The organism is Acinetobacter sp. TTH0-4, from assembly GCF_015602665.1.
Lineage (GTDB): Bacteria > Pseudomonadota > Gammaproteobacteria > Pseudomonadales > Moraxellaceae > Acinetobacter > Acinetobacter albensis.
The window spans coordinates 2,511,947-2,534,064 of the sequence record NZ_CP059079.1 but is presented as its reverse complement, the minus strand read 5'-3'; the positions used below and the strand labels follow the sequence as shown (position 1 = coordinate 2,534,064).

Below are 22,118 nucleotides of genomic sequence, written 5' to 3'. Positions count from 1 at the left end.
GATTCACTGGCGGACAGACGGTGCATTGGATGTGAGTAACTTTCACTGTCACTTAGCTTAAAGATCATCTCTTCATTTACAGATAGAGTGTCTTGATACGGAATTATCATCGTATCAGTGCTTCATGTGCAGATCCAATACATCAACGTTGTAGCCTGAATGCGACTTTAGGACGCGACTTATCTGATGTGTATCAGTTTACGTTTAAAACCAACTTTTGGTTGGCGACATATTTTTTGCGGCAAACTGATTTTATGTACCGAAATACAATTAAACGCAACAGTTTGCTTTTTTGCCGATATAATAAAGCCTTCGGCGTCGGCATATTCTTTAGGGACCTTTCCGTATTTAATGTGAATTGAGAAATTTAATATCGAACTCCAAAAAATTGAAGTTTTTAAATTTTTTCACACTAACGGTGGTATCCATGCGCTGACTATATCAAACCTTGCATCATCTGCCTATGGGTTAAGCTTACCTTTATTGGGTAAAGCATAGCCTAAGTGATCAGTTTTTAATCAATTTTAGTATTTTTTGGGTCATCGTAACTGTATGAATTCTACGCAAGAATGGCAAAGTGTCACTTGGTTTGAAGTGGACGAGCATCAATCGGGTCAACGTATTGATAATTTTTTATTTTCCAGACTGAAAGGTGTGCCGAAAAGTCGGATTTATCGTTTGATGCGTGAAGGGCAAGTTAGGGTCAATAAAAAGCGTATTAAAGCGGAAACCAAACTTGCGATTGGCGATCAAATTCGGGTCGCACCCATCCGTTATGAGCCTAAAGATGAAACTGCGGCACCTGTGTCTGATAAAGTCGCACAAAGTTTACTGAGTCGTGTCATTTATGAAGATGAAGGTTTGATGGTGGTCAATAAACCTTCAGGGATTGCTGTGCATGGCGGAAGTGGTGTGGCCTATGGCTTAATTGAGGGCTTACGTGCCGCAACAGGTAAAAAATATTTGGAATTGATTCACCGAATTGACCGGGATACTTCTGGTTTGGTGATGATCAGCAAAAAGCGTAGTACTTTAAAAACGCTACAAGATTTATTACGTGAACATAAAATTAAAAAAACCTATGCAGCCATTGTGAAAGGGCAGGTCAGTTTAGATAAACAACTGATTGATGCACCTTTACATCGTTATGAATTGGCCAATGGTGAGCGTCGTGTACGCGTATCTAAAGAAGGTAAGCCAAGTCAAACACAGTGGAATGTTGCTGAGCGTTTTCGACATGCGACTTTGGTTTATGCCTCACCGCTTTCAGGACGGACTCATCAAATTCGTGTACATGGGTTGAGTATTGGTCATCCTCTGTTGGGTGATGATAAATATGGCCATCAAACTGAATATAGAGGCCCAGCGGCACGACGTCTGTGTTTACATGCCTTGCGTTTAGAAATTCCAGGTTATGACACCATTGAAGCGCCTTTGCCTGAAGATATGCAAAGTGTGGTGGCGCAATTACGTGCACAGTCAAAGGATTAAGACACCCTATTTGACATGAGCTGTTAGGTCAAAAACGACATGGATGTCGTTATTAGGCTGTAGGACAGAAATGAGCGGCTGAGTAATATGCTTATTTTATCAGTTGCATGTTTAAAATTTGAGTCATATTAAGCTGTTAATATTTGATAAATAATGGATGAAAATAGTGATTTGAAGTTTTTTGAACTTTCCTTGTCATGATGAATCTCACTCTATTTCTTCAAGGAGAAGACATAGAGTGAGATTGAAAAAGCTGAATTTAACTGAGGAACTGAAGATGAACAAACCTGTAGAACTGATTATTTTTGACTGGGATGGCACTTTATTCGATTCAGTCAGTCAAATTGTTTCTAGCCTAAAATTTGCAGCGCAGCAATTTAATCAACCGCTGACCGCAGAGGCTGCACAAAGTATTATCGGTCTAGGTTTGCCTGAAGTAGCTCAGGTTTTATTTCCAGATGTACCTGAATTACATCATGAAATTCTGCAAAGTTATAGCGACCATTATGTGGAAAATTCTACTGATGATGTTTGGTTTAAGGGGGTCGCTGAGCTTCTTTTAGATTTAAAGAATCATAACATCAAGTTGGCTGTTGCGACGGGTAAAAGCCGAAGAGGGCTAGACCGTGTCTTGGCGCAAACGCAAAGTCTAGATATGTTTGATGTAACACGTGCCGCCAGCGAAACCAAATCTAAACCTGACCCACTGATGCTGGCTGAAATCTTAAGAGTTACAGGTGTAAAGGCTGAGCATGCCATTATGGTCGGTGATACGTCTTATGATTTAGAAATGGCACAAAATATTGTGATGCCAAGCATTGGCGTGAGTTATGGCGTTCATACAGTTGACGTATTAGCACAATTTGACCCAATCGCAATTTTGAATGATGTTGGTGACTTACATCGATTTCTGCTGCAGCATATCCGCTTAAAAGAAGCAGGTTAACTCAATCACGATTGATATCAAGATAAAAGATTTGAGTGAGTAATTCGATAAATTTTCGTACCGCGACAGATGTATTGCTTTTATGGTAGCTGACATAGAGATCGACATAAGGCAACTCAACCTCTAATGGGCGAATAACGCTATTTGAAGTGATCAGTGGAGCAGTGTAGGCAGGTAAAATGGTACAACCTAAACCCATACCCACTGCATTGATATTGAATAAAATATTATCGGCTTTTTGGACAATATTTAAAGTAATTCCCTGTGTTTTGGCAAAATCAAGAATATGGTGATGAATGGTGTGAGATTGTTCCACCGCAGGAATAATAAAATCGACCCCATGAAGTGCTTGTACAGGAATTTTTTCATATTTTGCCAAAGGATGGTCTTCTGGCAAAATAAATACCATGGGTTCACGTAAAACAAATAAGCTTTTTATTTCATCACTGTTTAAATTGTGCCGCGTAAACGATATATCCAATTCGCCTTTTTTTAAGCGCTTCATTTGCTCAGTATTGTTTAAGCTGAGGAGTTCTATTTTAAAGTCTGGATGTTGAACCCGTAAATTGGGCAATACCGAAGGAAAAATTTTTACCTCCGCCACAGGTACAAAACCAATACGTAACATTTGTTGTTTGGCTTGTGAAACTTGACGTGCCATAGCAACGGCTTTATCGGCTTGCGCGAGCGTTAAGCGTGCTTGTTCTAAAAATACTGTACCTTCTTCAGTCAATTCAACTTTTCGTTTTGTTCGGTAAAAAAGTTGAACCCCTACATCTTCTTCTAGGTCTTTAATTTGCTGACTTAAAGAGGGTTGTGCAGTAAACAGCTTTAAAGCGGCCTTACTAAAATTGAGTTCTTCAGCAACCGTAATAAAATATCGTAGGTGACGTAATTCCATATACTTAAGTCCAATAAGTAATCCAAAAAATCTCTTACTATAAGTTGGCAAGAGTATAATCTATAAACAATGAGCGCATGATGATGATTGCATTTAGTAAATAAATGATATTTCTATTTTTATTAATATTTTTGTATATTAAAACGCGGTATTTATAGTCAATAAAACCGATAAACTAAAATAAAAAGATTGTGCTAAATCATAAAATTTAATAAACGGTATAAATTAATTCTCATTATTTTGAATAAATGAAACGCACAATCAACCCAATATTTTCATCTAAAATTAAACTAAAACAAGAATCCTCATCTAATGAGTGATCTTTACATTATCCTCCATTTAACTTGATCTAAATGAAAAATGCTTCCCTGAATGATCGAATGCAGCAGGCTTTAAAGAGAACAACAAAAAATAAACTATTGATACCGAATGTTTGGTTAAGATGAGTCCAAATAAAGATAAAAATTGAATAGTACTATTTCAATAATGCTACTCGATGATAATAAATCTAAGGCGCGTTTAAATGTCGGATTCAAATAAAATTGTGGTGTATGCTGCTCTGGCGGGCAATTTAGCGATTGCCTTGGTCAAGTTTGTTGCAGCGTATATCACCAATAGTTCCGCTATGCTGAGTGAAGCGATTCATTCAGTGGTGGATACTCTAAATGAAATTCTATTGCTGTACGGCATAAAAAAATCGCAACAATCTCCAAATGCACAGCATCCGTTTGGTTATGGGCGCGAACTTTATTTTTGGGCCTTTATTGTTTCTTTAATGGTGTTTGCACTGGGTGCTGTGGTTTCGATTTATCAAGGCATACAGCATGTGCGCTATCCTGAGGAAATGCTGAGTCCAAATTTAAATTATATTGTTTTGGGAATTGCGATTTTATGTGAAGGCATATCATGGTTGGTGGCGTTAAAAGCTTTTCGTAAAACCAAGGGGCAGCTCGGTTACTTTGAAGCTTTTCGTCGGAGTAAAGACCCCACGACTTTCACCGTATTATTTGAAGATACTGCAGCGCTATGTGGACTTTTTATTGCCCTAATCGGAATTTATCTGGCGCATGCCTTAAATATTCCAGAGTTAGATGGCGTCGCTTCAATCTTCATTGGAATTGTGTTGGCGATTTCTGCTATTTTATTGGCGCGAGAAACCAAAGGTCTATTGTTGGGTGAGTCAGCTGATCCGCAATTGCGAGATCATCTGTTATTGATTGCTCAAGAAGATGATGCCGTATTTTCTGCAAATGGTGTTTTAACTGAACAAATGGGCGCAGATCAAGTGATTGCTTCTTTAAGTTTAGAGTTTGAAGACCATTTAACTTCCGATGATATCGAAGCTTGTGTCAATAGAATTGAAGCGAAAATTAAACAGATTCATCCTGAAATTATGGCATTGTTTGTTAAGCCACAAACGAAAAAAGTTTGGTTACAACGTATGAAAGGTCGTTTAGAATAAAAACGTGATATACATAACATAATATTCAAAATATCGGATTTTGAATATTTACGTCACTCTAAGAAATTGAATGTACATGAAGCAAAATCCCGAACAATTACACTTTCAACTGCCTACGACAGAATGCTGGTCACATACTTGGCGCCAGCCTTCTTTTCAGTTTATGCATTCTAATCATCATAATGGTGAGCGATTCATCAACATGCTTCCTCGTCCTGCAGGACGTGGTCGTGCAGATTTATTAAAATGGCTCATCACACGTAAATCCACTACTTGGAAGATTGATGTAGAAAAAGAAGAAGCTGAACTCCATACGACCAAACGAAGCCTTCCACAGGATCGCCCACAGGCGAGCATCGATGATTGGCAGGTATGGTTTGTAGGGCATGCAACGGTGCTTTTACAAATTGGTCCTTATAACTTACTCACCGATCCAGTTTGGTGTGAATATGTGAGTCCACAGCAAGGCAAAGGGCCAAAGCGTGTCATTCCAGCAGGTATTGCATTAGAGGAATTGCCGACTATTCATGCGGTTCTACTCAGTCATAACCATTATGATCATATGGACTTGTCCAGTTTAAAATGGTTGCATGATAAATTTGCTATGCCCATTTATACCGGTTTAGGCAATTCGTGGTATTTACCCAAAAGTTTTCATGTTTTAGAAATGGATTGGTGGCAGTCTTCGTTACTGCACGATTTAAAAATTATTTATACGCCTGCACAACACGGTTCAGGGCGAGGCTTACGTGATCAAAACCGAGCACTCTGGGGTGGTTTTTCTATTTTGGCAGGTAAAGATCATTGCTTCTTTGCGGGTGATACTGGATATTCGCCGCATTTTAAGGAAATTCAAAGCCGTTTGGGTGCACCGCGTATTTCGCTTTTGCCCATCGGTGCGTATGAACCACGTCAATTGATGCATTATATGCATATGAATCCGCATGAAGCTTTTCAAGCACATCAGGACCTGCATTCTAAATGCTCATTGGCCATTCATTATCGGACCTTTCAACTCACCGATGAAAACCGTGAACAACCTGAGTTAGATTTGAAAGTTGCAATGAAAAATACTTCGAAATTAATGGCGCCTTTTTATTGTGTTCGAGAAGGTCGGCGTTTGGTGGTGTGATGGTCTATTTGAGGATATTGAACAGACGGTTTTATTCGCTTGAAAATTGAATGACATGTATGGTGATAAGAAATTTTAAATTTGATTATTCAAATTTAAGATAGAGCAGCAAATTTGTAAGAAAATCATTATCCAAAGAAAGTGTCATTCAATCGTTGAGTTCAAGATATCGAGCAGATGTAAAAAAATGATTAAAAATAAAAACCACCTGAGGGTGGTTTTTATGCAACTCTAGTTAAAAATTAAAGCCAACCTGGATTATTTCGGCCTGGATCATTTTCGCGTGCCGCTTGAGCATCAGCAACACTCATCCCCAATGCTTTTGCCACACCTTCACCATAGGCTGGGTCACAGGCATAACAGTTTCGAATGTGGCGATATTTAATAAAATCTAGCGCGTCACCCATTGCGCCAGCAGTATTGTCAAATAAAGCCTGCTGTTGTTCAGAATTCATTAAATTAAACAGGGCGCGAGGTTGACTGAAATAATCGGCGTCATCAGCGCGGAAGTCCCAATGAGCGGCATCACCTGAAATTTTTAACGGTGGTTCTTTAAATTCAGCTTGTTCTTGCCATTGGCTGAAACTGTTTGGTTCATAGTGCGGTAAGCCGCCATAGTTGGCATCGACACGACCTTGACCATCACGGTGATTGGAGTGAACAGGGCAGCGTGCGGCATTGACTGGAATTTGCTGATAGTTCACACCTAAACGGTAACGCTGAGCATCAGCATAGTTAAATAAACGTGCTTGTAACATACGGTCTGGTGAAGCACTAATGCCTGGCACTAAATTGCTGGGTGCAAAAGCAGATTGTTCTACATCCAAAAAGAAATTTTCAGGATTTTTATTCAGCTCAAATTCACCCACATCAATTAATGGATAATCAGCATGTGGCCAAACTTTGGTCAAATCAAAGGGATGATAAGGCACTTTTTCTGCATCAGTTTCAGGCATGATCTGAACTTGCAGTTTCCATTTTGGAAAATCACCTTTTTCAATTGAATCAAATAAATCACGTTGATTACTTTCACGATCTGCTGCAACCACCTCAGCAGCTTGAGCATCGGTCAAATTTTGAATGCCTTGCTGAGTACGGAAATGAAATTTAACCCAAAAGCGTTCATTCTGTGCATTGATGAGGCTATAGGTATGGCTACCAAAACCGTGCATATGACGATAACTTTTCGGAATACCTCGATCTGACATCACAATAGTCACTTGATGCAGTGCTTCAGGTAATAAGGTCCAAAAATCCCAATTATTGGTCGCACTGCGTAAATTGGTTTTTGGGTCGCGTTTAACCGCTTTATTCAAATCAGGGAATTTACGTGGATCACGCATAAAAAATACGGGTGTATTGTTACCGACTAAATCCCAGTTACCTTCTTCAGTATAAAATTTTAATGAAAAACCGCGAATGTCTCGTTCAGCATCGGCTGCACCACGTTCACCTGCAACTGTGGTAAAGCGTGCAAACATTTCGGTTTTTTTACCAATCTCCGAGAAAATTTTTGCTCGGGTATAAGCGCTAATGTCATGGGTAACCGTAAATGTACCAAAGGCACCTGAACCTTTGGCATGCATACGGCGCTCAGGAATAACTTCACGAACAAAATTGGCCAATTTCTCATTGAGCCATAAATCTTGGGCAAGTAATGGACCACGCGCACCTGCCGTTAAACTATTTTGATTGTCCGTTACCGGAGCACCAAAGGCCGTCGTTAGGTGGGATACAGGGCATTTTTTAGAGTCTTCGCTCATGGTCTTTCTCCATTGTTATCAGTAAGTTTAAAATAGGAAATAATTTCGGATTTAACCTACTTTATCTTTTTAACATGACATTTTTAATATGTTGCTCATTCCATTAAAAAGCAATTTAAAATTCAGTCGAAAAGTTGAATAGATCGCCTGAATGTGACTTTAAAAACAGCAGAATCTATTTAGACTTTAAGCGCAGAATGAAATAGATACAAATGGAATATTCTATTCTTGGTCAATGGAATATCCGATAAATCAAATCCTAGATTTTAATAGGTTTTAAAGAGTGGAAATAGAGCACTCCAATTCAGTAATTAAGCCTTGGATTGAGCTTAAAATATCTTGTTCTAATGTATCCCATGCGTTGAAATCTGGATGGAGCAATAGGGTCTGAGAAATAAATCCATAAATAATCCGATGTAGATTTAAAGCAAAACGTTGCCGTATGTTTAAATTTGTCATAAATGGCGTTAAAAGACCATTCCAAAGATCGAGCATAAGTTTATAGTGGTTTTGATAGGCCTTAGGCGTAGAGATTTGTCGTTCAAGACAAAAAAGTTGTGACCAGATTCGAGACTGTTGTTGAATGTTCGTAATTTGAAAATGAATCAAATGGCTTAAATAAAGAGAAAGTTTTTCATTTGTGGATAACTCAATTCGACTTTGTGCATAAGTTTTAAGTGTGATTGCATTTTGTTTAACGTGTTGATGAATCGTCAAGGCAATCAAATCTTGTTTTTTAGCAAAATATTCATAAAAAGTACCCAGTCCTACACCTGCTACCTCAGTGATTGCACGAATCGTAATCGTTTCGGCAGATTAAAAGCTGAACAAAAGTGTCTATCAGCGCCTCTTGGGTTACTTTGGCACGTGATTGACGTGGCTTTCGACGTACTTGAGCTGCTGCAATTTTCATAGCTGAAAGCTGAACATCCTAGTTCTCATTTTTCTTTATACTGAAGTGAAAGTACAGAAATAACAAGACAGAGAATCAGTATGCAGACATGGGCCACACACCAAATTTCAAATCAGTTTGATGAACAGCAAAACTACAATTTGTTTAACACGGATTTGATCTTACAAGAAATTTTAATGCGTTATAACAGCAGTGATCAGCAGCAGTTATCTGATTTGGGAAAAAAGGTGGGGTCTGCTGAATATTATCACTATGCCGATTTAGCCAATCGACATCCACCAATTTTGCATTGTTTCGATGCTCGCGGTCACCGTAAAGATGTACTAGAGTTCCATCCTGCTTGGCATCAATGGATGGCCTTGAACCGTCAGTTTAATACGCATGCACATCCATTTATAGCAACTCAATCCGCCAGTAAATGGGTGGATTGGGCAGCACGTTTTTATTTGAGTGGACAAGTTGAAGCTGGAAATTTGTGCCCCAATGCCATGACTTTGGGCAGTATTCCGTTGATACAACGTGAACCCGAACTGTGGGCAAAACTGGGCCAAAAACTGCTCTGTAATGAATATGATGAACGTGATCTCCCCATTGCCCAAAAAAAGTCGATTTGGCTGGGTATGGGTATGACTGAAAAGCAAGGCGGTTCGGATGTACGGGCCAATCGGACCCTTGCGCGTCCTGTTGCGCAAGCAGGGCGTGGTAATGCTTATTTGTTAACGGGACACAAGTGGTTTTTTTCAGCCCCCATGTCAGATGCCCACTTGGTGGTTGCACAAACTGAGCAGAATGGTGTGGCTTGCTTTTATGTGCCACGATGGTTAGAAGATGGAACTAAAAACAGCATCTTGATTCAGCGTTTAAAAGATAAAGTCGGAAATTGCAGCAATTCCAGTTCAGAAGTTGAGTTTCAGGATGCGTGGGGCGTGATGATCGGTGAAGCAGGACGTGGTATTCCCACGATCATTGAAATGGCAAATTACACTCGCCTAACATGTTCCATCGGTAGTAGCGCAATGTTACGTCAAGCCTTGGTTCAATGCATTGCCTATACCCGTCAACGAAAGGCCTTTGGAAAACCTTTATTCGAACAACCCTTGATGCAAGCCGTGTTAGTCGATTTAGCTTTAGAAGCTGAAGCAGCCACTCAGTTGAGTTTTCATTTGGCACATTGTTACGAAATGGAAGATCAACTCTCACAAGCATGGAGACGCATCTTGACTCCAGCTGCTAAGTTTTGGATTTGCAAGCGCACCGTTGAACTGAGTGGCGAAATGATGGAAATTTTTGGTGGAAATGGCTATGTAAATAACGGCATCATGGCGCGTATTTTTAAAGAAGCTCCAGTGAATAGCATTTGGGAAGGTTCAGGCAATGTCATGTGTTTAGATGTACTTCGTGCCATGCAACATGATCCAGATTCAGTCGCCATTTTATTTATCTCTTTGGCTGAAATAACGGCACAAGAAGCTGTACTACAACAAGAACAGGATGCCTTATGTAAGTTATTTCAGCAAAATTCAGAAAATTTACAATTTATGGCACGTCAATTGGTGAGTCGTTTGGTCATTTTAGTACAAGCTGTTTTACTCAAAAGATATGCCCCTGACTTTGTTGCGCAGGCTTTTATCCAGTCTCGTTATCATCCCTTTCATGGACAAGTGGTTGGAATGTTAAATCCTCAAGATATTGATGTAACCAGATTATTAGCACGAAGTTTTACTGCTTAAGTTAAAATATTGTGTATACAGATCTGAAGAAAAAGAAGGAGATGCATTTTTAGCACAGCTTAAAAGTGAATCTTAAAAAAGACTTTAAATTTTGATCAGCTGCCCCATTAACTTACTTGTAAATTGCGCGAAAAGGTATATGATCGCTTTCCCATCAAAATGTTGGAAAAGACAACAAAAAACCGAACCTAAAAGGTGAGTAAAATGGCGAAACAAAAGAAAAAACCAGAAATTGTGTTGAACAATTTTGTGGCGAAACATATGCATGAAGTTAATCAAAGTCAGATATTTGTAGATCGTAAGAAAAATGCAAAACGTGGCTATAGCAAACATAAACAAGGGCGATATTCTGAGGATTATCGCCCTTTTGCTTTAATACTTCTTAATTTAATTTCTGTCGCAATTTAAGCACCAACGATTCGGGTGGCAGACTTCACCATATCTGCTAAACCATGGGTTTTAAAATAATATTCCATCCAGCTTTTGACCACCAAAGGATTATCCATTTTCAATACATGCGCAAGCTGCACCTGTGCATCTGACATGGGCACATGGCAAATGGCTTTGCGAACACGCAAAATATTGCTTGAACTCATTGAAAGGGTATTAAAGCCCATCGCCATTAACAAGATTGCCGCCAAAGGATCTCCCGCCATTTCTCCACAAATACTGATAGGCTTATTGTACGTGTGGCATTGTTGCACCAAACGGGTTAAAGCACGTAGTACCGCAGGATGAAAATGTGAATACACATTGGCAACACGCGGGTTATTGCGGTCCACTGCCAATAAATATTGGGTTAAGTCATTCGAGCCGACAGAAAAGAAATCCACCAATTCAGCAAACTCTTCAATTTGTAAAAGCACACTCGGCACTTCGACCATAATCCCGATCTTGGGCTTGGTAATTTTAACTTGCTCTTCTTCTTGGACCGCAATCCAGTCTCGTTCAAGTAAATACAATGCTTCTTCAACTTCACTGACACTGGTGACCATCGGCAATAAAATGTGCAAGTTATTTAAACCAATACTCGCTTTAAGCATGGCACGAATTTGTGAAGAAAAAATTTCAGGATGATCTAGTGTAAATCGGATCCCACGCCAGCCCAGTGCTGAGTTTTCCTCTTCAATCGAAAAGTAAGGCAGGTCTTTGTCTGCGCCGATATCTAAAGTTCGCATCACCACAGGTTTGTTGGCAAAGTGACTGAGCTGTTGACGGTAAATGGCGCGTTGCTCTTCTTCACCTGGGAAACGGTCACGCAGCATAAACGGAATTTCGGAGCGATATAAGCCTACCCCTTTAGCACCTCGTTGTACGCCGCGTACCACATCAATCATCAAACCAGTATTCACATAAAGATTGACTGAAACCCCATCTGGGGTAATCGCATCTTTAGTTTCATATTGCTTTAAGTCTTTGGCAATTTGTTCTTCTTCTTTTTGGATTTCTTTATAGCGGGTACGCAAACGACGTGGCGGATTAATAAAAACCCGACCTTGATGCGCATCGACAATCATCTCGACATCATCCAGTGCATTTACTGGTAGTTCAGTTACTCCTACGACAGTCGGAATACCTAAGGCACGGGCTACAATCACCATGTGTGAATTCATCGCGCCTTCGGTGGTCACAATAGCCGCAATTTTATCGACAGGCAATTCAACCAGTGCAGCGGTAGAGATTTCTTCGCCAATCAAAATACTTTCATCGGTAAGTTCACGATGACTGGCATCTGCTTCTTGTAGAAAAGCTAAAATACGCCGTCCCAAATCTTTCAGATCGGACACGCGTTCTCGTAAATAATCATCTTCCATCTGTGCAAACAGCGCAATATGCGTGTCAATGACAATGCGTACCGCACCTTGCGCCCAGTTACCATCACGAATTTCAGCTTTAATTTCAGCAGGCAGCGCATTTTCATCCAACATACGCAAGAACACACTAAATAAAGCACGTTCTTCTGCCATTAAGGCGTCTTGCATTTTATCATCAAGAGATTGAATTTCTAGCCGAACCGAAGCAATCGCATGATCAAGTAGTGCTAATTCTTCACTAATATCATCTGCTTCACGGTCTGGTACCGACGCCAAATCAGCAGGTGGATACAGAATGACGGCACGACCTAAGGCAATGCCGCCTGAACCTGAAACGCCTTGAAAGGTTTTGTAGGTGGGTAGATTATTAGGCTTACGAAAAACGTCAATATTGCCGACTGCATGTGCATGGGCAATTACCCCTGAAAGCTGAGCACATAAGGTGACTAGAAAAGATTCTGCGGCTTCACTAAAGTCATGAGATTCTTTATTTTGAACCACTAAAACACCCATCACTTTACGACGGTACATGACAGGAACGCCTAAAAAAGAGTTGTAAATCTCTTCTCCAGTTTCAGGCAGATACATAAAGCGTTCATGTTTAGGTGCATTGTCTAAGTTGACAATTTCTTCACGTTGTCCAACCAGACCGACTAAGCCTTCGCTGGTATGCAATGAAACATGACCCACTGCTTCAGGCTTTAAACCTTTAGAGGCCATGAGTAAATAACGTTGGTTACGTTCATCCAGTAAATAAATAGAGCAGACATCCACATGCATGGCATTGGCCACTCGATTGACCATAATGTCGAGTGATTCATGCAAACTGGTCGACGCATTGATTTCTTGTACAATCCGTCTTAGGGTATCCAGTTGCATATTCGACATAAAAATTTGCTCCAAAAAAAAGTCTAAATCTATTTTATTTATACAACATAATTTTTAAAAAGCTGCACATTTATGCAACTTTTTTATCTCTAAAGCGCAGGCAACTGGTGACATAGCTCCACCATCGCTTTTCGATAGACATCGCGTTTAAAATTGACGACTTGACCCAGTGGATACCAGTAGCTGACCCATTGCCACTGGTCAAACTCTGGAGGTTCAGACAGATTCAACTGAATATGTTTGACTGGCGCAGTCAGTTTAAGTAAAAACCACTTTTGTTTTTGTCCGATACACACTGGGTCTGAATCCGAGCGTATATATCGTTGAGGCAAACGATAGCGTAGCCAACCTTTTGTTTGTGCTACAATTTGAACATGTTCGGGCAATAAGCCAACTTCTTCTCTCAGCTCACGATAAAGTGCCTGTTCAGGGGTTTCTCCATATTGGATACCTCCTTGTGGAAATTGCCAAGCATTGTGTCCAATGCGTTTTGCCCATAAAACCTGTCCAAAGTCGTTTGCCAAAATGATCCCGACATTTGGTCGGAAACCTTCTGAATCGATCATTTGGCTACCTAAATATTGTGTAATTTGTGACTCTGCATTCGGGGACTTATATTTCTGTATCCAACGCGAAAAAAGCAAAGTGTAAAAATGTTAAAATTGCTATGATCTTAACGAATTTCTATCGACTAGCGGAGATAGATTTACAATTTTTTTCTTAAATTTCAGTTTTTACGAGTATTTTCATGAAATTGGCTTTATTTGACCTTGATCACACCTTATTAAATACCGATTCAGACTATTCATGGGGTGAGTTTTTAGTAAACGAAGGTTTGGTCGATCCCATTCGACATCGTCAAATGAACGACAAGTTTTATGAGGACTATAAAGCAGGTCAACTTGATCCTATTGCGTATAACGAATTTGTATTTGAGTTTCTAACGCAACATGATGCTGAGTATTTAACCGATTTGCATGAATCCTTTATGAAAAAAGTGATTCGTCCTCAAATGCGTCCTGAAGGTTTCAATGCAATTGAAAAGCATCGTGCAGAAGGGCATGCCTTGGTCGGCATAACGGCCACTTCAGACTTTATTACCGCGCCTATTTTTCGTGAATTTGGAATCACTGAAATTATTGCGACTACGGCTGAAGTGATTCATGGCAAATATACGGGCAAAGTGATTAATATTCCCTGTTATCAAAAAGGTAAATTAGCACGTTTGGAGCAGTGGCTTGCGGGTCGATCTGTGACAGAATCATGGGCCTATTCCGATTCATTCAATGATCGTTTTTTATTAGAGTATGCCGATCATGCGATTGCGGTATGTCCAGATCAACGTTTGACTGAACTTGCAATACAACAGCATTGGGTTATTCAGGACTGGTCCCTATAAGGTGAAGATGCTGATCTTAAAATAAGCTACAAAAAGACAGTCCTTAAAATACTGTCTTTTAATTATGTACATAACATTCTTACAGTTTTATTCTTCATTTTTAGTGTAAAACTGTTATGTTCAGTAGAAGAACGACATGAATGGAGAAGACAATGAGTGTGTTACGCCCAAGAATGACGCATTTATTTGAACAGTTGGGTTTAGATGCTTCTGAACCCGCGATTAGCTTATTTATTGCAACCCATCAATTACCCGCACACACCAAAATGACTGAAGCTGAATATTGGACTGAGAGTCAGCGTCAGTTTTTAGCCGAAAAAATTAAATCGGATGGTGAATGGGCGATTGTGGTTGATCAACTGAATGAATCCTTACATGAAGAATCCACCCATCGTTAAACACGTTAAATTTAAGTCGCATTAAAAAGTGATTCTATTTGGTTCTCGTCGTGATTTAGCTTTTAAGTTTCATCATCTCAATTAATTCTAAAACAGCTTTAGACTGAGTGCGTCCTGGATGCCAAACCATTCCTAATTCACGATTCATATCTACAGCAATATCAAGTTGTTGTAATTCTTGATTGACTAATGTTTTAGGTAAAACCGACCAACCCAATCCGATTGAAACCAACATACGGATAGATTCTAGTGGATTATTACTCATACTGATTTTGGGTTTTAAACACTGTTTTTCAAATTCGGCAAGCGTGATTTGACTGGTATAAGTCTGAGTGGCAGGCAAGAGGCTCGGATATTCAATTAAATCTTGCAAACTCAAGTTGTGTTGCTGTGCCAAAGGGTGAAAAGGCGCGGCGACAAATACCAATGGATCATTCCAGATGGTCACATAATTGAGTCGATCATCTCCTTGCGGCGGTAGCGTCAGAAATGCCAGTTCCAAATCACCCGCCAGTACTTTTTCATGGGCCTGTTCTGAATCGACAAAATGAACATCTAAAGTGACATTTGGAAATGTTTGTACATAATCACGTAAATGACTAGGCAAATGATGTAATCCAATATGATGACTGGTTCCAATTTTCAGTTTACCCTGAACTTGACCTTGTTGATGGCTTAAAGTGTGGTGAATATCACCCAGTTCATTAAGCCAGTTTTTAACTTTGGGGAGTAGGGAATGTGCGGCATGAGTCGCTTGAACTCCGCGTCCAGCAGATTCAAATAATTTGACGCCAAAATAATCTTCTAAGCTGTGAATTCTTTTGGTGACCGCTGGTTGGGTAATAAACAACAGATCGGCAGCCATGGAAATAGATCCTGTTTCCATGACTTTAATAAAAGCTTCAAAAGCAGCAAGATTCATAGTGATAATCTGGTTATGATAAATTCACATAATTATAAAATATTTTTATAGATAAATGTTCAATTCATGAAAAAACCGATTAAAAAAATGTATGTAGATGTAAACTTGTATTTTCCAGTCAATCAAGATCCTCGACATAAATGTTTATATTTTACAAAAATTTGAACATCTCGAGAATCTTTTAAATATTTTGTAGCGGTTCGGTTTTGCTTTGTGATGAGTTTGATGCTTTGGCTTCCCAAACTTTTTCGTGAAAGAAAAATGCAAAGGCTTGAACAGTCGGTTCAAGTAAACTTAAAGTCAGTGCCATCCAGATATTTCCTGTGACGAAATAACCCACCAACATGGCAATCGTAATATGCATGAAGTAATAACTTAGGGTCTTTTTTAACGTTTTTTGGTTGTAATCAATAAATTTCTGAATATGAGCCATCAGAGATCTACCTTCTTTTTCTAAAATAGAGTTAAATAATAATGAGTCTTATTTAATTTGTAAAAACGAATAATATTATATTATTGATTGGTTTTATGAATAATGATTTCAGTGTCAAAATTCAAATTAAAAACTTTGAATAAAAATAGATTTTTTAAGGATGAAGCGCATGGACATTAAACATATCAAATATCTTCTCGATCTGTTTGAAGGTGCAGTGGAAAAACGGACTGCTGTGTATGAGTTGGCTGAAGATGAGAATGATGAAAATCAAGCTGCCGCCGATTGTGGTAAAGCCAAAGCAGAGTTGCTTAAAGCGATTGAAGATCTAATCCACGTGAAAGAAAATAGATCGACCTAACGTTCAAAACCTAGATAAAGGCAGACTTTGAGCTGCTTTTGTTTTTTTAGATTTTTATTTTTAATTTAAGCATTTTCATGATGAAAATATAGGCTGATTCATATCGGTTTATAGTTGTCTGAATGAAGAAACTTTTTATGAAATATAACTGGGTCAGTTTGAGAATTCATGGATATTCTCGGATTAAAAACTATTCCAAAAAGTTTTCAAACTAATAAAAATGATAAATTAGATTTATGTGAATAGACCGTTATAATCAAATTCAATAAAAGCATTACCCAGTTCTATGGAGCGCGTCGACATGGCAGGCAATACCCAAAAAGCAAAGACTTTATATGACAAATTGTGGGATGACCATTTGGTTAAACAACGCGATGATGGTTCAGCCTTACTTTATATCGATCGTCATTTATTACATGAAGTTACTTCACCACAAGCTTTTGAAGGTCTGCAACTTGCGGGTCGTAAACCTTGGCGTTTAAGTGCCAATGTTGCGACGCCTGATCATAACGTACCGACCTCAAAAGCGGAGCGTGATCAAGGTATTGCAGGAATTGAAGATGAGACTTCACGTATTCAAGTACAAACCTTGGATGATAACTGTGATGCTTTTAATATCGTTGAATTTAAAATTAATGATATTCGTCAAGGGATTGCGCATGTGGTGGGGCCTGAGCAAGGTTTAACTTTACCGGGTATGACGGTGGTTTGTGGTGACTCACATACAGCTACGCATGGTGCTTTTGGTTGTTTGGCACATGGCATTGGAACATCTGAAGTTGAACATGTATTGGCAACTCAGTGTTTAGTGCAAAAGAAAATGAAAAACATGTTGGTTCGGGTAGACGGGGTTTTAGGTCAAGGCGTGACTTCCAAAGACGTGGTTTTGGCCATCATTGGTAAAATCGGAACTGCGGGTGGTACAGGACATGCCATCGAATTCGGTGGACAAGTGTTTCGTGATATGTCGATTGAAGGACGTATGACAGTCTGTAATATGGCGATTGAAGCGGGTGCACGAGTTGGAATGGTTGCGGTCGATGAAAAAACCATTGAATACGTGAGAGGTCGTAATTATGCACCTACAGGTGAACAATGGGACGCTGCAGTAGAATATTGGAACACTTTACATTCTGATCAAGATGCCCATTTCGACACTGTAGTGGTATTGCAGGGTGAACTGATTGAGCCACAAGTGTCTTGGGGAACTTCACCTGAAATGGTCATTCCTGTTTCCCAAGCTGTACCTACTTTAGAACAAGCCAAAGATGACGTACAGCGTAATGATTGGACACGTGCTTATCAATATATGGGTTTAAATGCAGGTCAAGCTTTGGCTGATATTCAATTAGACCGTGTCTTTATCGGCTCATGTACCAATTCAAGGATTGAAGATATTCGTGCTGCTGCTGAAGTGATTCAAGGGCGTAAAGTGGCCAGTTCGATTAAACAAGCCATGGTGGTTCCAGGTTCTGGTTTAGTCAAACAGCAAGCGGAAGCGGAAGGCTTGGATCAAGTCTTTTTGGCTGCAGGTTTTGAGTGGCGTGAACCGGGTTGCTCTATGTGTTTAGCCATGAATGCAGATAAATTACAGCCAGGTGAACACTGCGCATCTACGTCGAACCGTAACTTTGAAGGTCGTCAGGGCAATGGCGGGCGTACGCATTTAGTCAGTCCAGCCATGGCTGCTGCCGCAGCGATTGCAGGTCATTTCGTTGATGTTCGTTCATTCTAATTGGGACTAGGAGCAAAATATGAAAGCTTATACCATTGAACAAGGTATTGTTGCACCTTTAGACCGTGCCAATGTCGATACCGATTTAATTATTCCAAAACAGTTTCTAAAGTCGATCAAACGCACAGGCTTTGGCGAAAATTTATTTGATGAATTACGTTATCTAGATGAAGGTTATCCAGGGCAAGATAATTCAGTGCGTCCAATTAATCCTGATTTTATTTTGAACCAGCCACGTTACGCAGGTGCGTCTGTATTGTTGGCACGAGCCAATTTTGGTTGTGGTTCAAGTCGTGAACATGCACCTTGGGCTTTGGAAGAGTATGGTTTTCGTACTGTGATTGCACCCAGTTATGCCGATATTTTTTTCAATAACAGTTTTAAAAATGGGATGTTGCCCGTCATTTTGGCGGAAGACATTGTTGATCAGCTTTTTAAAGAATGTGCAGCGACTGAAGGTTATCAATTAACCATTAATCTAGAAGCGCAAGAGGTTCGAACTTCTCAGGGTGACGCTTTTAAATTTGAGGTTGATCCATTTCGTAAACATTGTTTGCTCAATGGTTTAGATGATATTGGTTTAACTTTACAAGCCTCAGAAGATATTTGTGCTTATGAAACCAAAACCAAGCAATCACGCCCGTGGGTATTCCAAGAAATTCGCGGTTAATGCGTTGAAGTTTTAGCTCTAAGTAGTATCAGAGCCTAACTCTTGTTAATATCAAATCCATAAAAATATTTAGTTGGTTTTAACTGGCAGGGGTTAGGTTCGAACAATGATAAACATTTACGCTCGATTGGCTGTATTTGGGCTGATGGTTGCATCAGTAAGTGCATGCCAAACTATCGATACAATGCGGGTTAAAAATGTCGGAGAAACAGAATCAAGCAAATTAAATGCTTTGATTTTCTGTGCGGGAACAGAACAGTGTGAATTTGAGCGTTTCAACAGAACTCAAATTGTTGATGCTCTCAATCATCGTTTAAATTCTGAAGCCATTCAGCAAGGAATTGTACGTCTACAATCCAAATCTTTGAATGATCCCAATCCTTTGTCTTTGTCTGTACCTGCTGGCCAGCATGAACTGGTGATTCGCTTTTATCCTGTATCGCCAGATCGTGCTGAAACCTTGCATGTCTTTCATAATTTCGGTGCTCAAAAAAGCTACACTTTTAAAATGTACCGTAATCGTATCAAGCATGCAGGGAATTTGTTGGATGTCTCTGCACCGGATCCTTTGTGTGTAGAGCTGCAACAGGAACAAAAAACTATTCGGCGTTTCTGCAAACCCTATAATGTCCTGAATGGCTTAGGTGAGTTTGTAGAACGAAAAATTTAATTCTTTATCAGTCCAGAGACTGATTTTTATTATGGAAAATCTCATGTCAAAACATATTTTGATTTTAGCGGGTGATGGCATTGGGCCTGAAATTATTAAAGCTGCTGAACAAGTACTCACACGCGTTAATGAAAAATTCAATCTAGGTTTGACTTGGGAGCAAGGTTTATTGGGTGGTGTTGCAATTGACGCCCATGGTGAACCCTATCCAACGGTAACGGCTGAGCAAGCAAAAAAAGCCGATGCAATTTTACTCGGTGCTGTCGGTGGGCCTAAATGGGACAGCATTGAACGTTCGATTCGTCCAGAACGCGGTTTACTTAAAATCCGTAGCGAACTTAATCTTTTTGCCAATCTTCGTCCAGCAATTTTATACCCACAACTTGCCGATGCTTCAAGCTTAAAACCAGAAATCGTCTCTGGTTTAGATATTCTGATTGTGCGTGAATTGACGGGAGGGATTTATTTTGGTCAACCTCGTGGTATCCGTGAGTTGGAAAATGGTGAGAAACAAGGGTATAACACTGATGTTTACTCAGAATCTGAAATTAAACGTATCGCCAAAGTTGCATTTGAAATGGCAACACTACGTGGTGGCAAAGTTTGTTCTGTAGATAAAGCCAATGTACTTGAAGTCACTGAACTTTGGAAACAAACAGTCACTGCGATGAAAGAAGCAGAATATCCGAATATTCATTTATCGCATATGTATGTCGATAATGCTGCAATGCAATTGGTTCGCGCACCAAAACAATTTGATGTGATGGTAACCTCAAATTTGTTTGGTGATATTTTGTCAGATGAAGCGGCGATGTTGACAGGTTCGATTGGCATGTTGCCATCAGCATCACTTGATGAAAATGGTAAAGGCATGTATGAGCCTTGTCATGGTTCTGCACCAGATATTGCGGGTCAAAACATTGCAAACCCCTTGGCGACCATTCTTTCCGTTGCAATGATGCTTCGTTATACTTTCCGTGAAGAAGCAGCAGCACAAGCCATTGAAGATGCTGTAGGTCAGGTTCTAGACCAAGGCTTACGTACAGCAGACATTTTGTCTGAGGGAATGAACAAAGTCGGTACGGTTGAAATGGGTCAAGCTGTGGTTACAGCCTTGAACTAATCCTCAACTTTGCTTAAAACGCAGCCCATTTGAGCTGCGTTTTTTTGTGACCTGATTTTTAGTAAATCATTTTTAGCAAGTACGACCCGTGTAATGAACCGATTTTGCAATTTGATTTTCTAAAGTAAAAACAATCATGCATTGTAAATGTACATCGTAGCGCTCAGGATTGGAATTAACTTGTATTGGCACAGCTCCGGGTTGTGATCCTGCAATACTTTGGGGAATAGAGAGTGGAATCGCAATAGGACGAATAACAGTATAGGTTATTCGGTTTGGCGTCACAGTAGCAGATTGAATTTGTTGATAACCTAAACGTGTCAAATCTAAATTGGCTTGAATCTGCTGACTACTTTGTCCAATAAATTGCTCTAGATAAAGATCACGCTGTTGGGGGCTAATCGTCGGTGAATGAGCACAACCATACAACCCACTCAGCATTATAATAAAAACAACGGAGTGAAAAAAAGACATGACCTTTCTCCATTGAAGCAAAATATGATTTTATCGTGTTCTTATGGATAGAAATGTTGTTATTCGATAGGTGGTCATGAGGTTAAGAAATGAAACTTAGAACTGTGTAAGAGAGTTGCTTAAAACATAATGACAATTTTTAATATTTGATGGAAGATATTTGGCTTAGACGATCTAAGAAAATGAATTTTAAAAATACAAAAATGTTGAGGGATAAACCATGAAAAAATTAGTTTTGATATTAAGCAGTATTTTGTGCTCTGGTTTTGTATTCGCTGATAATTGTGAAAATGCACGTAATACTTATGATGATGTGTATTGTACAAATAAAATTTATGCCAGTGCAGATACTGAATTAAATAAAAATTATCAGGCTTTGCGTGGAAAACTCTCAGACAAGCAAAAAAATATTTTGAAAAAATCTCAATTGGCTTGGATTCATCAGCGTGATGCGGAATGTACAGTTGATACAACAATTGATGTGCAATGTCGTTTAAGTACAACCCAAGAACGTAATAACTGGCTTAGAGAGCGCTTACGTGAATGTCAAACGATAGGGTGTAAAACCAAGGCATTAAACTAGTTTTTAATCAGATAAAAAAAGCCACTGGAAAGTGGCTTCTGCTTTCGCTAAAACTTAGCGCGCACGATAAGTGATACGACCTTTAGTCAAGTCATAAGGTGTCATTTCTACTTTGACACTATCACCCGTTAAAATACGAATATAATGTTTACGCATTTTACCAGAGATGTGTGCAATCACTTCGTGACCGTTTTCTAAACGTACACGGAACATAGTATTAGGAAGCGTTTCGGTGACAACGCCTTCGAACTCGATGAGTTCCTCTTTATTGGCCATAGCCTACCTGATGATCAAATTGGAAAGGGGCAAA

General features: G+C 39.5%; 22 protein-coding genes and 1 pseudogene. 14 read left to right on the top strand and 9 right to left on the bottom strand.

The window, feature by feature from the left end; genetic code table 11:
• The first annotated feature begins 552 nt into the window (after positions 1-552).
• Together H0S58_RS11835 and H0S58_RS11830 are read left to right on the top strand one after the other, a co-directional pair.
• Positions 553-1,491 (top strand): RluA family pseudouridine synthase, encoded by a 939-nt coding sequence (locus tag H0S58_RS11835; protein ID WP_195726612.1) that lies wholly within the window; start codon positions 553-555, stop codon positions 1,489-1,491.
• A 277-nt stretch (positions 1,492-1,768) separates the two neighbouring features.
• Entirely contained in the window at positions 1,769-2,437 is a 669-nt protein-coding gene (locus H0S58_RS11830) for an HAD-IA family hydrolase (RefSeq protein WP_195726611.1), read from the top strand.
• 1 nt (position 2,438) lies between these two features.
• Here the strand turns inward: H0S58_RS11830 and hcaR are convergent, their stop codons facing one another.
• A complete protein-coding gene (hcaR, locus tag H0S58_RS11825; protein ID WP_092718435.1) occupies positions 2,439-3,338 on the bottom strand; it encodes a DNA-binding transcriptional regulator HcaR in 900 nt (299 codons plus the stop codon).
• A 523-nt stretch (positions 3,339-3,861) separates the two neighbouring features.
• Between hcaR and H0S58_RS11820 the strand changes: the two genes are divergently transcribed.
• Together H0S58_RS11820 and H0S58_RS11815 are read left to right on the top strand one after the other, a co-directional pair.
• Positions 3,862-4,800, top strand: a complete 939-nt coding sequence (locus H0S58_RS11820) for a cation diffusion facilitator family transporter (protein ID WP_092718432.1) — start codon at positions 3,862-3,864, stop codon at positions 4,798-4,800.
• A 76-nt stretch (positions 4,801-4,876) separates the two neighbouring features.
• Complete coding sequence (locus H0S58_RS11815) at positions 4,877-5,932, top strand: MBL fold metallo-hydrolase (protein WP_053578864.1); 1,056 nt, start codon at positions 4,877-4,879, stop codon at positions 5,930-5,932.
• A gap of 242 nt (positions 5,933-6,174) precedes the next feature.
• Here H0S58_RS11815 and H0S58_RS11810 read toward each other — a convergent pair whose 3' ends face one another.
• Both H0S58_RS11810 and H0S58_RS11805 read right to left on the bottom strand, forming a co-directional pair.
• The gene (locus H0S58_RS11810; protein WP_195726610.1) at positions 6,175-7,695 is read right to left on the bottom strand and encodes a catalase; all 1,521 of its coding nucleotides are present in this window, start codon (positions 7,693-7,695) and stop codon (positions 6,175-6,177) included.
• A 276-nt stretch (positions 7,696-7,971) separates the two neighbouring features.
• Positions 7,972-8,608: pseudogene (locus tag H0S58_RS11805) on the bottom strand (TetR/AcrR family transcriptional regulator).
• An 80-nt stretch (positions 8,609-8,688) separates the two neighbouring features.
• On the opposite strand from H0S58_RS11805, the gene H0S58_RS11800 reads away from it, so the two are divergent.
• Positions 8,689-10,338 carry an acyl-CoA dehydrogenase family protein gene (locus H0S58_RS11800; RefSeq protein WP_195726609.1) on the top strand — a complete coding sequence of 550 codons (1,650 nt, stop codon included), beginning with the start codon at positions 8,689-8,691 and terminating at the stop codon, positions 10,336-10,338.
• A 204-nt stretch (positions 10,339-10,542) separates the two neighbouring features.
• Entirely contained in the window at positions 10,543-10,746 is a 204-nt protein-coding gene (locus H0S58_RS11795; RefSeq protein ID WP_195726608.1) for a hypothetical protein, read from the top strand.
• Here H0S58_RS11795 and ptsP read toward each other — a convergent pair.
• Both ptsP and H0S58_RS11785 read right to left on the bottom strand, forming a co-directional pair.
• Positions 10,743-13,040 (bottom strand): phosphoenolpyruvate--protein phosphotransferase, encoded by a 2,298-nt coding sequence (gene ptsP, locus H0S58_RS11790; RefSeq protein ID WP_053578859.1) that lies wholly within the window; start codon positions 13,038-13,040, stop codon positions 10,743-10,745. The two genes, H0S58_RS11795 and ptsP, sit on opposite strands and share 4 nt — an antisense overlap.
• 89 nt (positions 13,041-13,129) lie before the next feature.
• A complete protein-coding gene (locus H0S58_RS11785) occupies positions 13,130-13,606 on the bottom strand; it encodes an RNA pyrophosphohydrolase (protein WP_053578858.1) in 477 nt (158 codons plus the stop codon).
• A 182-nt stretch (positions 13,607-13,788) separates the two neighbouring features.
• Between H0S58_RS11785 and H0S58_RS11780 the strand changes: the two genes are divergently transcribed.
• Complete coding sequence (locus H0S58_RS11780) at positions 13,789-14,439, top strand: HAD family hydrolase (RefSeq protein ID WP_195726607.1); 651 nt, start codon at positions 13,789-13,791, stop codon at positions 14,437-14,439.
• Positions 14,440-14,591: 152 nt separating this feature from the next.
• On the top strand, positions 14,592-14,837 hold the full coding sequence (locus H0S58_RS11775; protein WP_053578847.1) for a DUF2789 family protein: 246 nt from the start codon (positions 14,592-14,594) through the stop codon (positions 14,835-14,837).
• A gap of 55 nt (positions 14,838-14,892) precedes the next feature.
• Here the strand turns inward: H0S58_RS11775 and H0S58_RS11770 are convergent, their stop codons facing one another.
• Complete coding sequence (locus tag H0S58_RS11770; protein ID WP_195726606.1) at positions 14,893-15,759, bottom strand: LysR family transcriptional regulator; 867 nt, start codon at positions 15,757-15,759, stop codon at positions 14,893-14,895.
• Between the two features lie 181 nt (positions 15,760-15,940).
• Entirely contained in the window at positions 15,941-16,192 is a 252-nt protein-coding gene (locus H0S58_RS11765) for a DUF2061 domain-containing protein (protein WP_092718419.1), read from the bottom strand.
• A 169-nt stretch (positions 16,193-16,361) separates the two neighbouring features.
• Here H0S58_RS11765 and H0S58_RS11760 point away from each other — a divergent pair, with 169 nt between their 5' ends.
• The 5 genes from H0S58_RS11760 (at position 16,362) to leuB (ending at position 20,751) form a co-directional block, all read left to right on the top strand.
• Positions 16,362-16,553, top strand: a complete 192-nt coding sequence (locus H0S58_RS11760) for a hypothetical protein (protein WP_195726605.1) — start codon at positions 16,362-16,364, stop codon at positions 16,551-16,553.
• Positions 16,554-16,854: 301 nt separating this feature from the next.
• Positions 16,855-18,288 carry a 3-isopropylmalate dehydratase large subunit gene (gene leuC, locus H0S58_RS11755; protein WP_092718414.1) on the top strand — a complete coding sequence of 478 codons (1,434 nt, stop codon included), beginning with the start codon at positions 16,855-16,857 and terminating at the stop codon, positions 18,286-18,288.
• A gap of 19 nt (positions 18,289-18,307) precedes the next feature.
• The gene (gene leuD, locus H0S58_RS11750; protein ID WP_053578842.1) at positions 18,308-18,958 is read left to right on the top strand and encodes a 3-isopropylmalate dehydratase small subunit; all 651 of its coding nucleotides are present in this window, start codon (positions 18,308-18,310) and stop codon (positions 18,956-18,958) included.
• Between the two features lie 106 nt (positions 18,959-19,064).
• The gene (locus tag H0S58_RS11745) at positions 19,065-19,628 is read left to right on the top strand and encodes a hypothetical protein (RefSeq protein WP_053578841.1); all 564 of its coding nucleotides are present in this window, start codon (positions 19,065-19,067) and stop codon (positions 19,626-19,628) included.
• Between the two features lie 43 nt (positions 19,629-19,671).
• Positions 19,672-20,751, top strand: a complete 1,080-nt coding sequence (leuB, locus tag H0S58_RS11740; protein ID WP_195726604.1) for a 3-isopropylmalate dehydrogenase — start codon at positions 19,672-19,674, stop codon at positions 20,749-20,751.
• A gap of 72 nt (positions 20,752-20,823) precedes the next feature.
• Here the strand turns inward: leuB and H0S58_RS11735 are convergent, their stop codons facing one another.
• A complete protein-coding gene (locus tag H0S58_RS11735) occupies positions 20,824-21,225 on the bottom strand; it encodes a hypothetical protein (protein ID WP_195726603.1) in 402 nt (133 codons plus the stop codon).
• Positions 21,226-21,445: 220 nt separating this feature from the next.
• On the opposite strand from H0S58_RS11735, the gene H0S58_RS11730 reads away from it, so the two are divergent.
• Positions 21,446-21,808 carry a lysozyme inhibitor LprI family protein gene (locus tag H0S58_RS11730; RefSeq protein ID WP_195726602.1) on the top strand — a complete coding sequence of 121 codons (363 nt, stop codon included), beginning with the start codon at positions 21,446-21,448 and terminating at the stop codon, positions 21,806-21,808.
• Between the two features lie 54 nt (positions 21,809-21,862).
• Here the strand turns inward: H0S58_RS11730 and infA are convergent, their stop codons facing one another.
• Complete coding sequence (gene infA / locus H0S58_RS11725) at positions 21,863-22,084, bottom strand: translation initiation factor IF-1 (RefSeq protein ID WP_001284370.1); 222 nt, start codon at positions 22,082-22,084, stop codon at positions 21,863-21,865.
• Positions 22,085-22,118 lie beyond the last annotated feature (34 nt).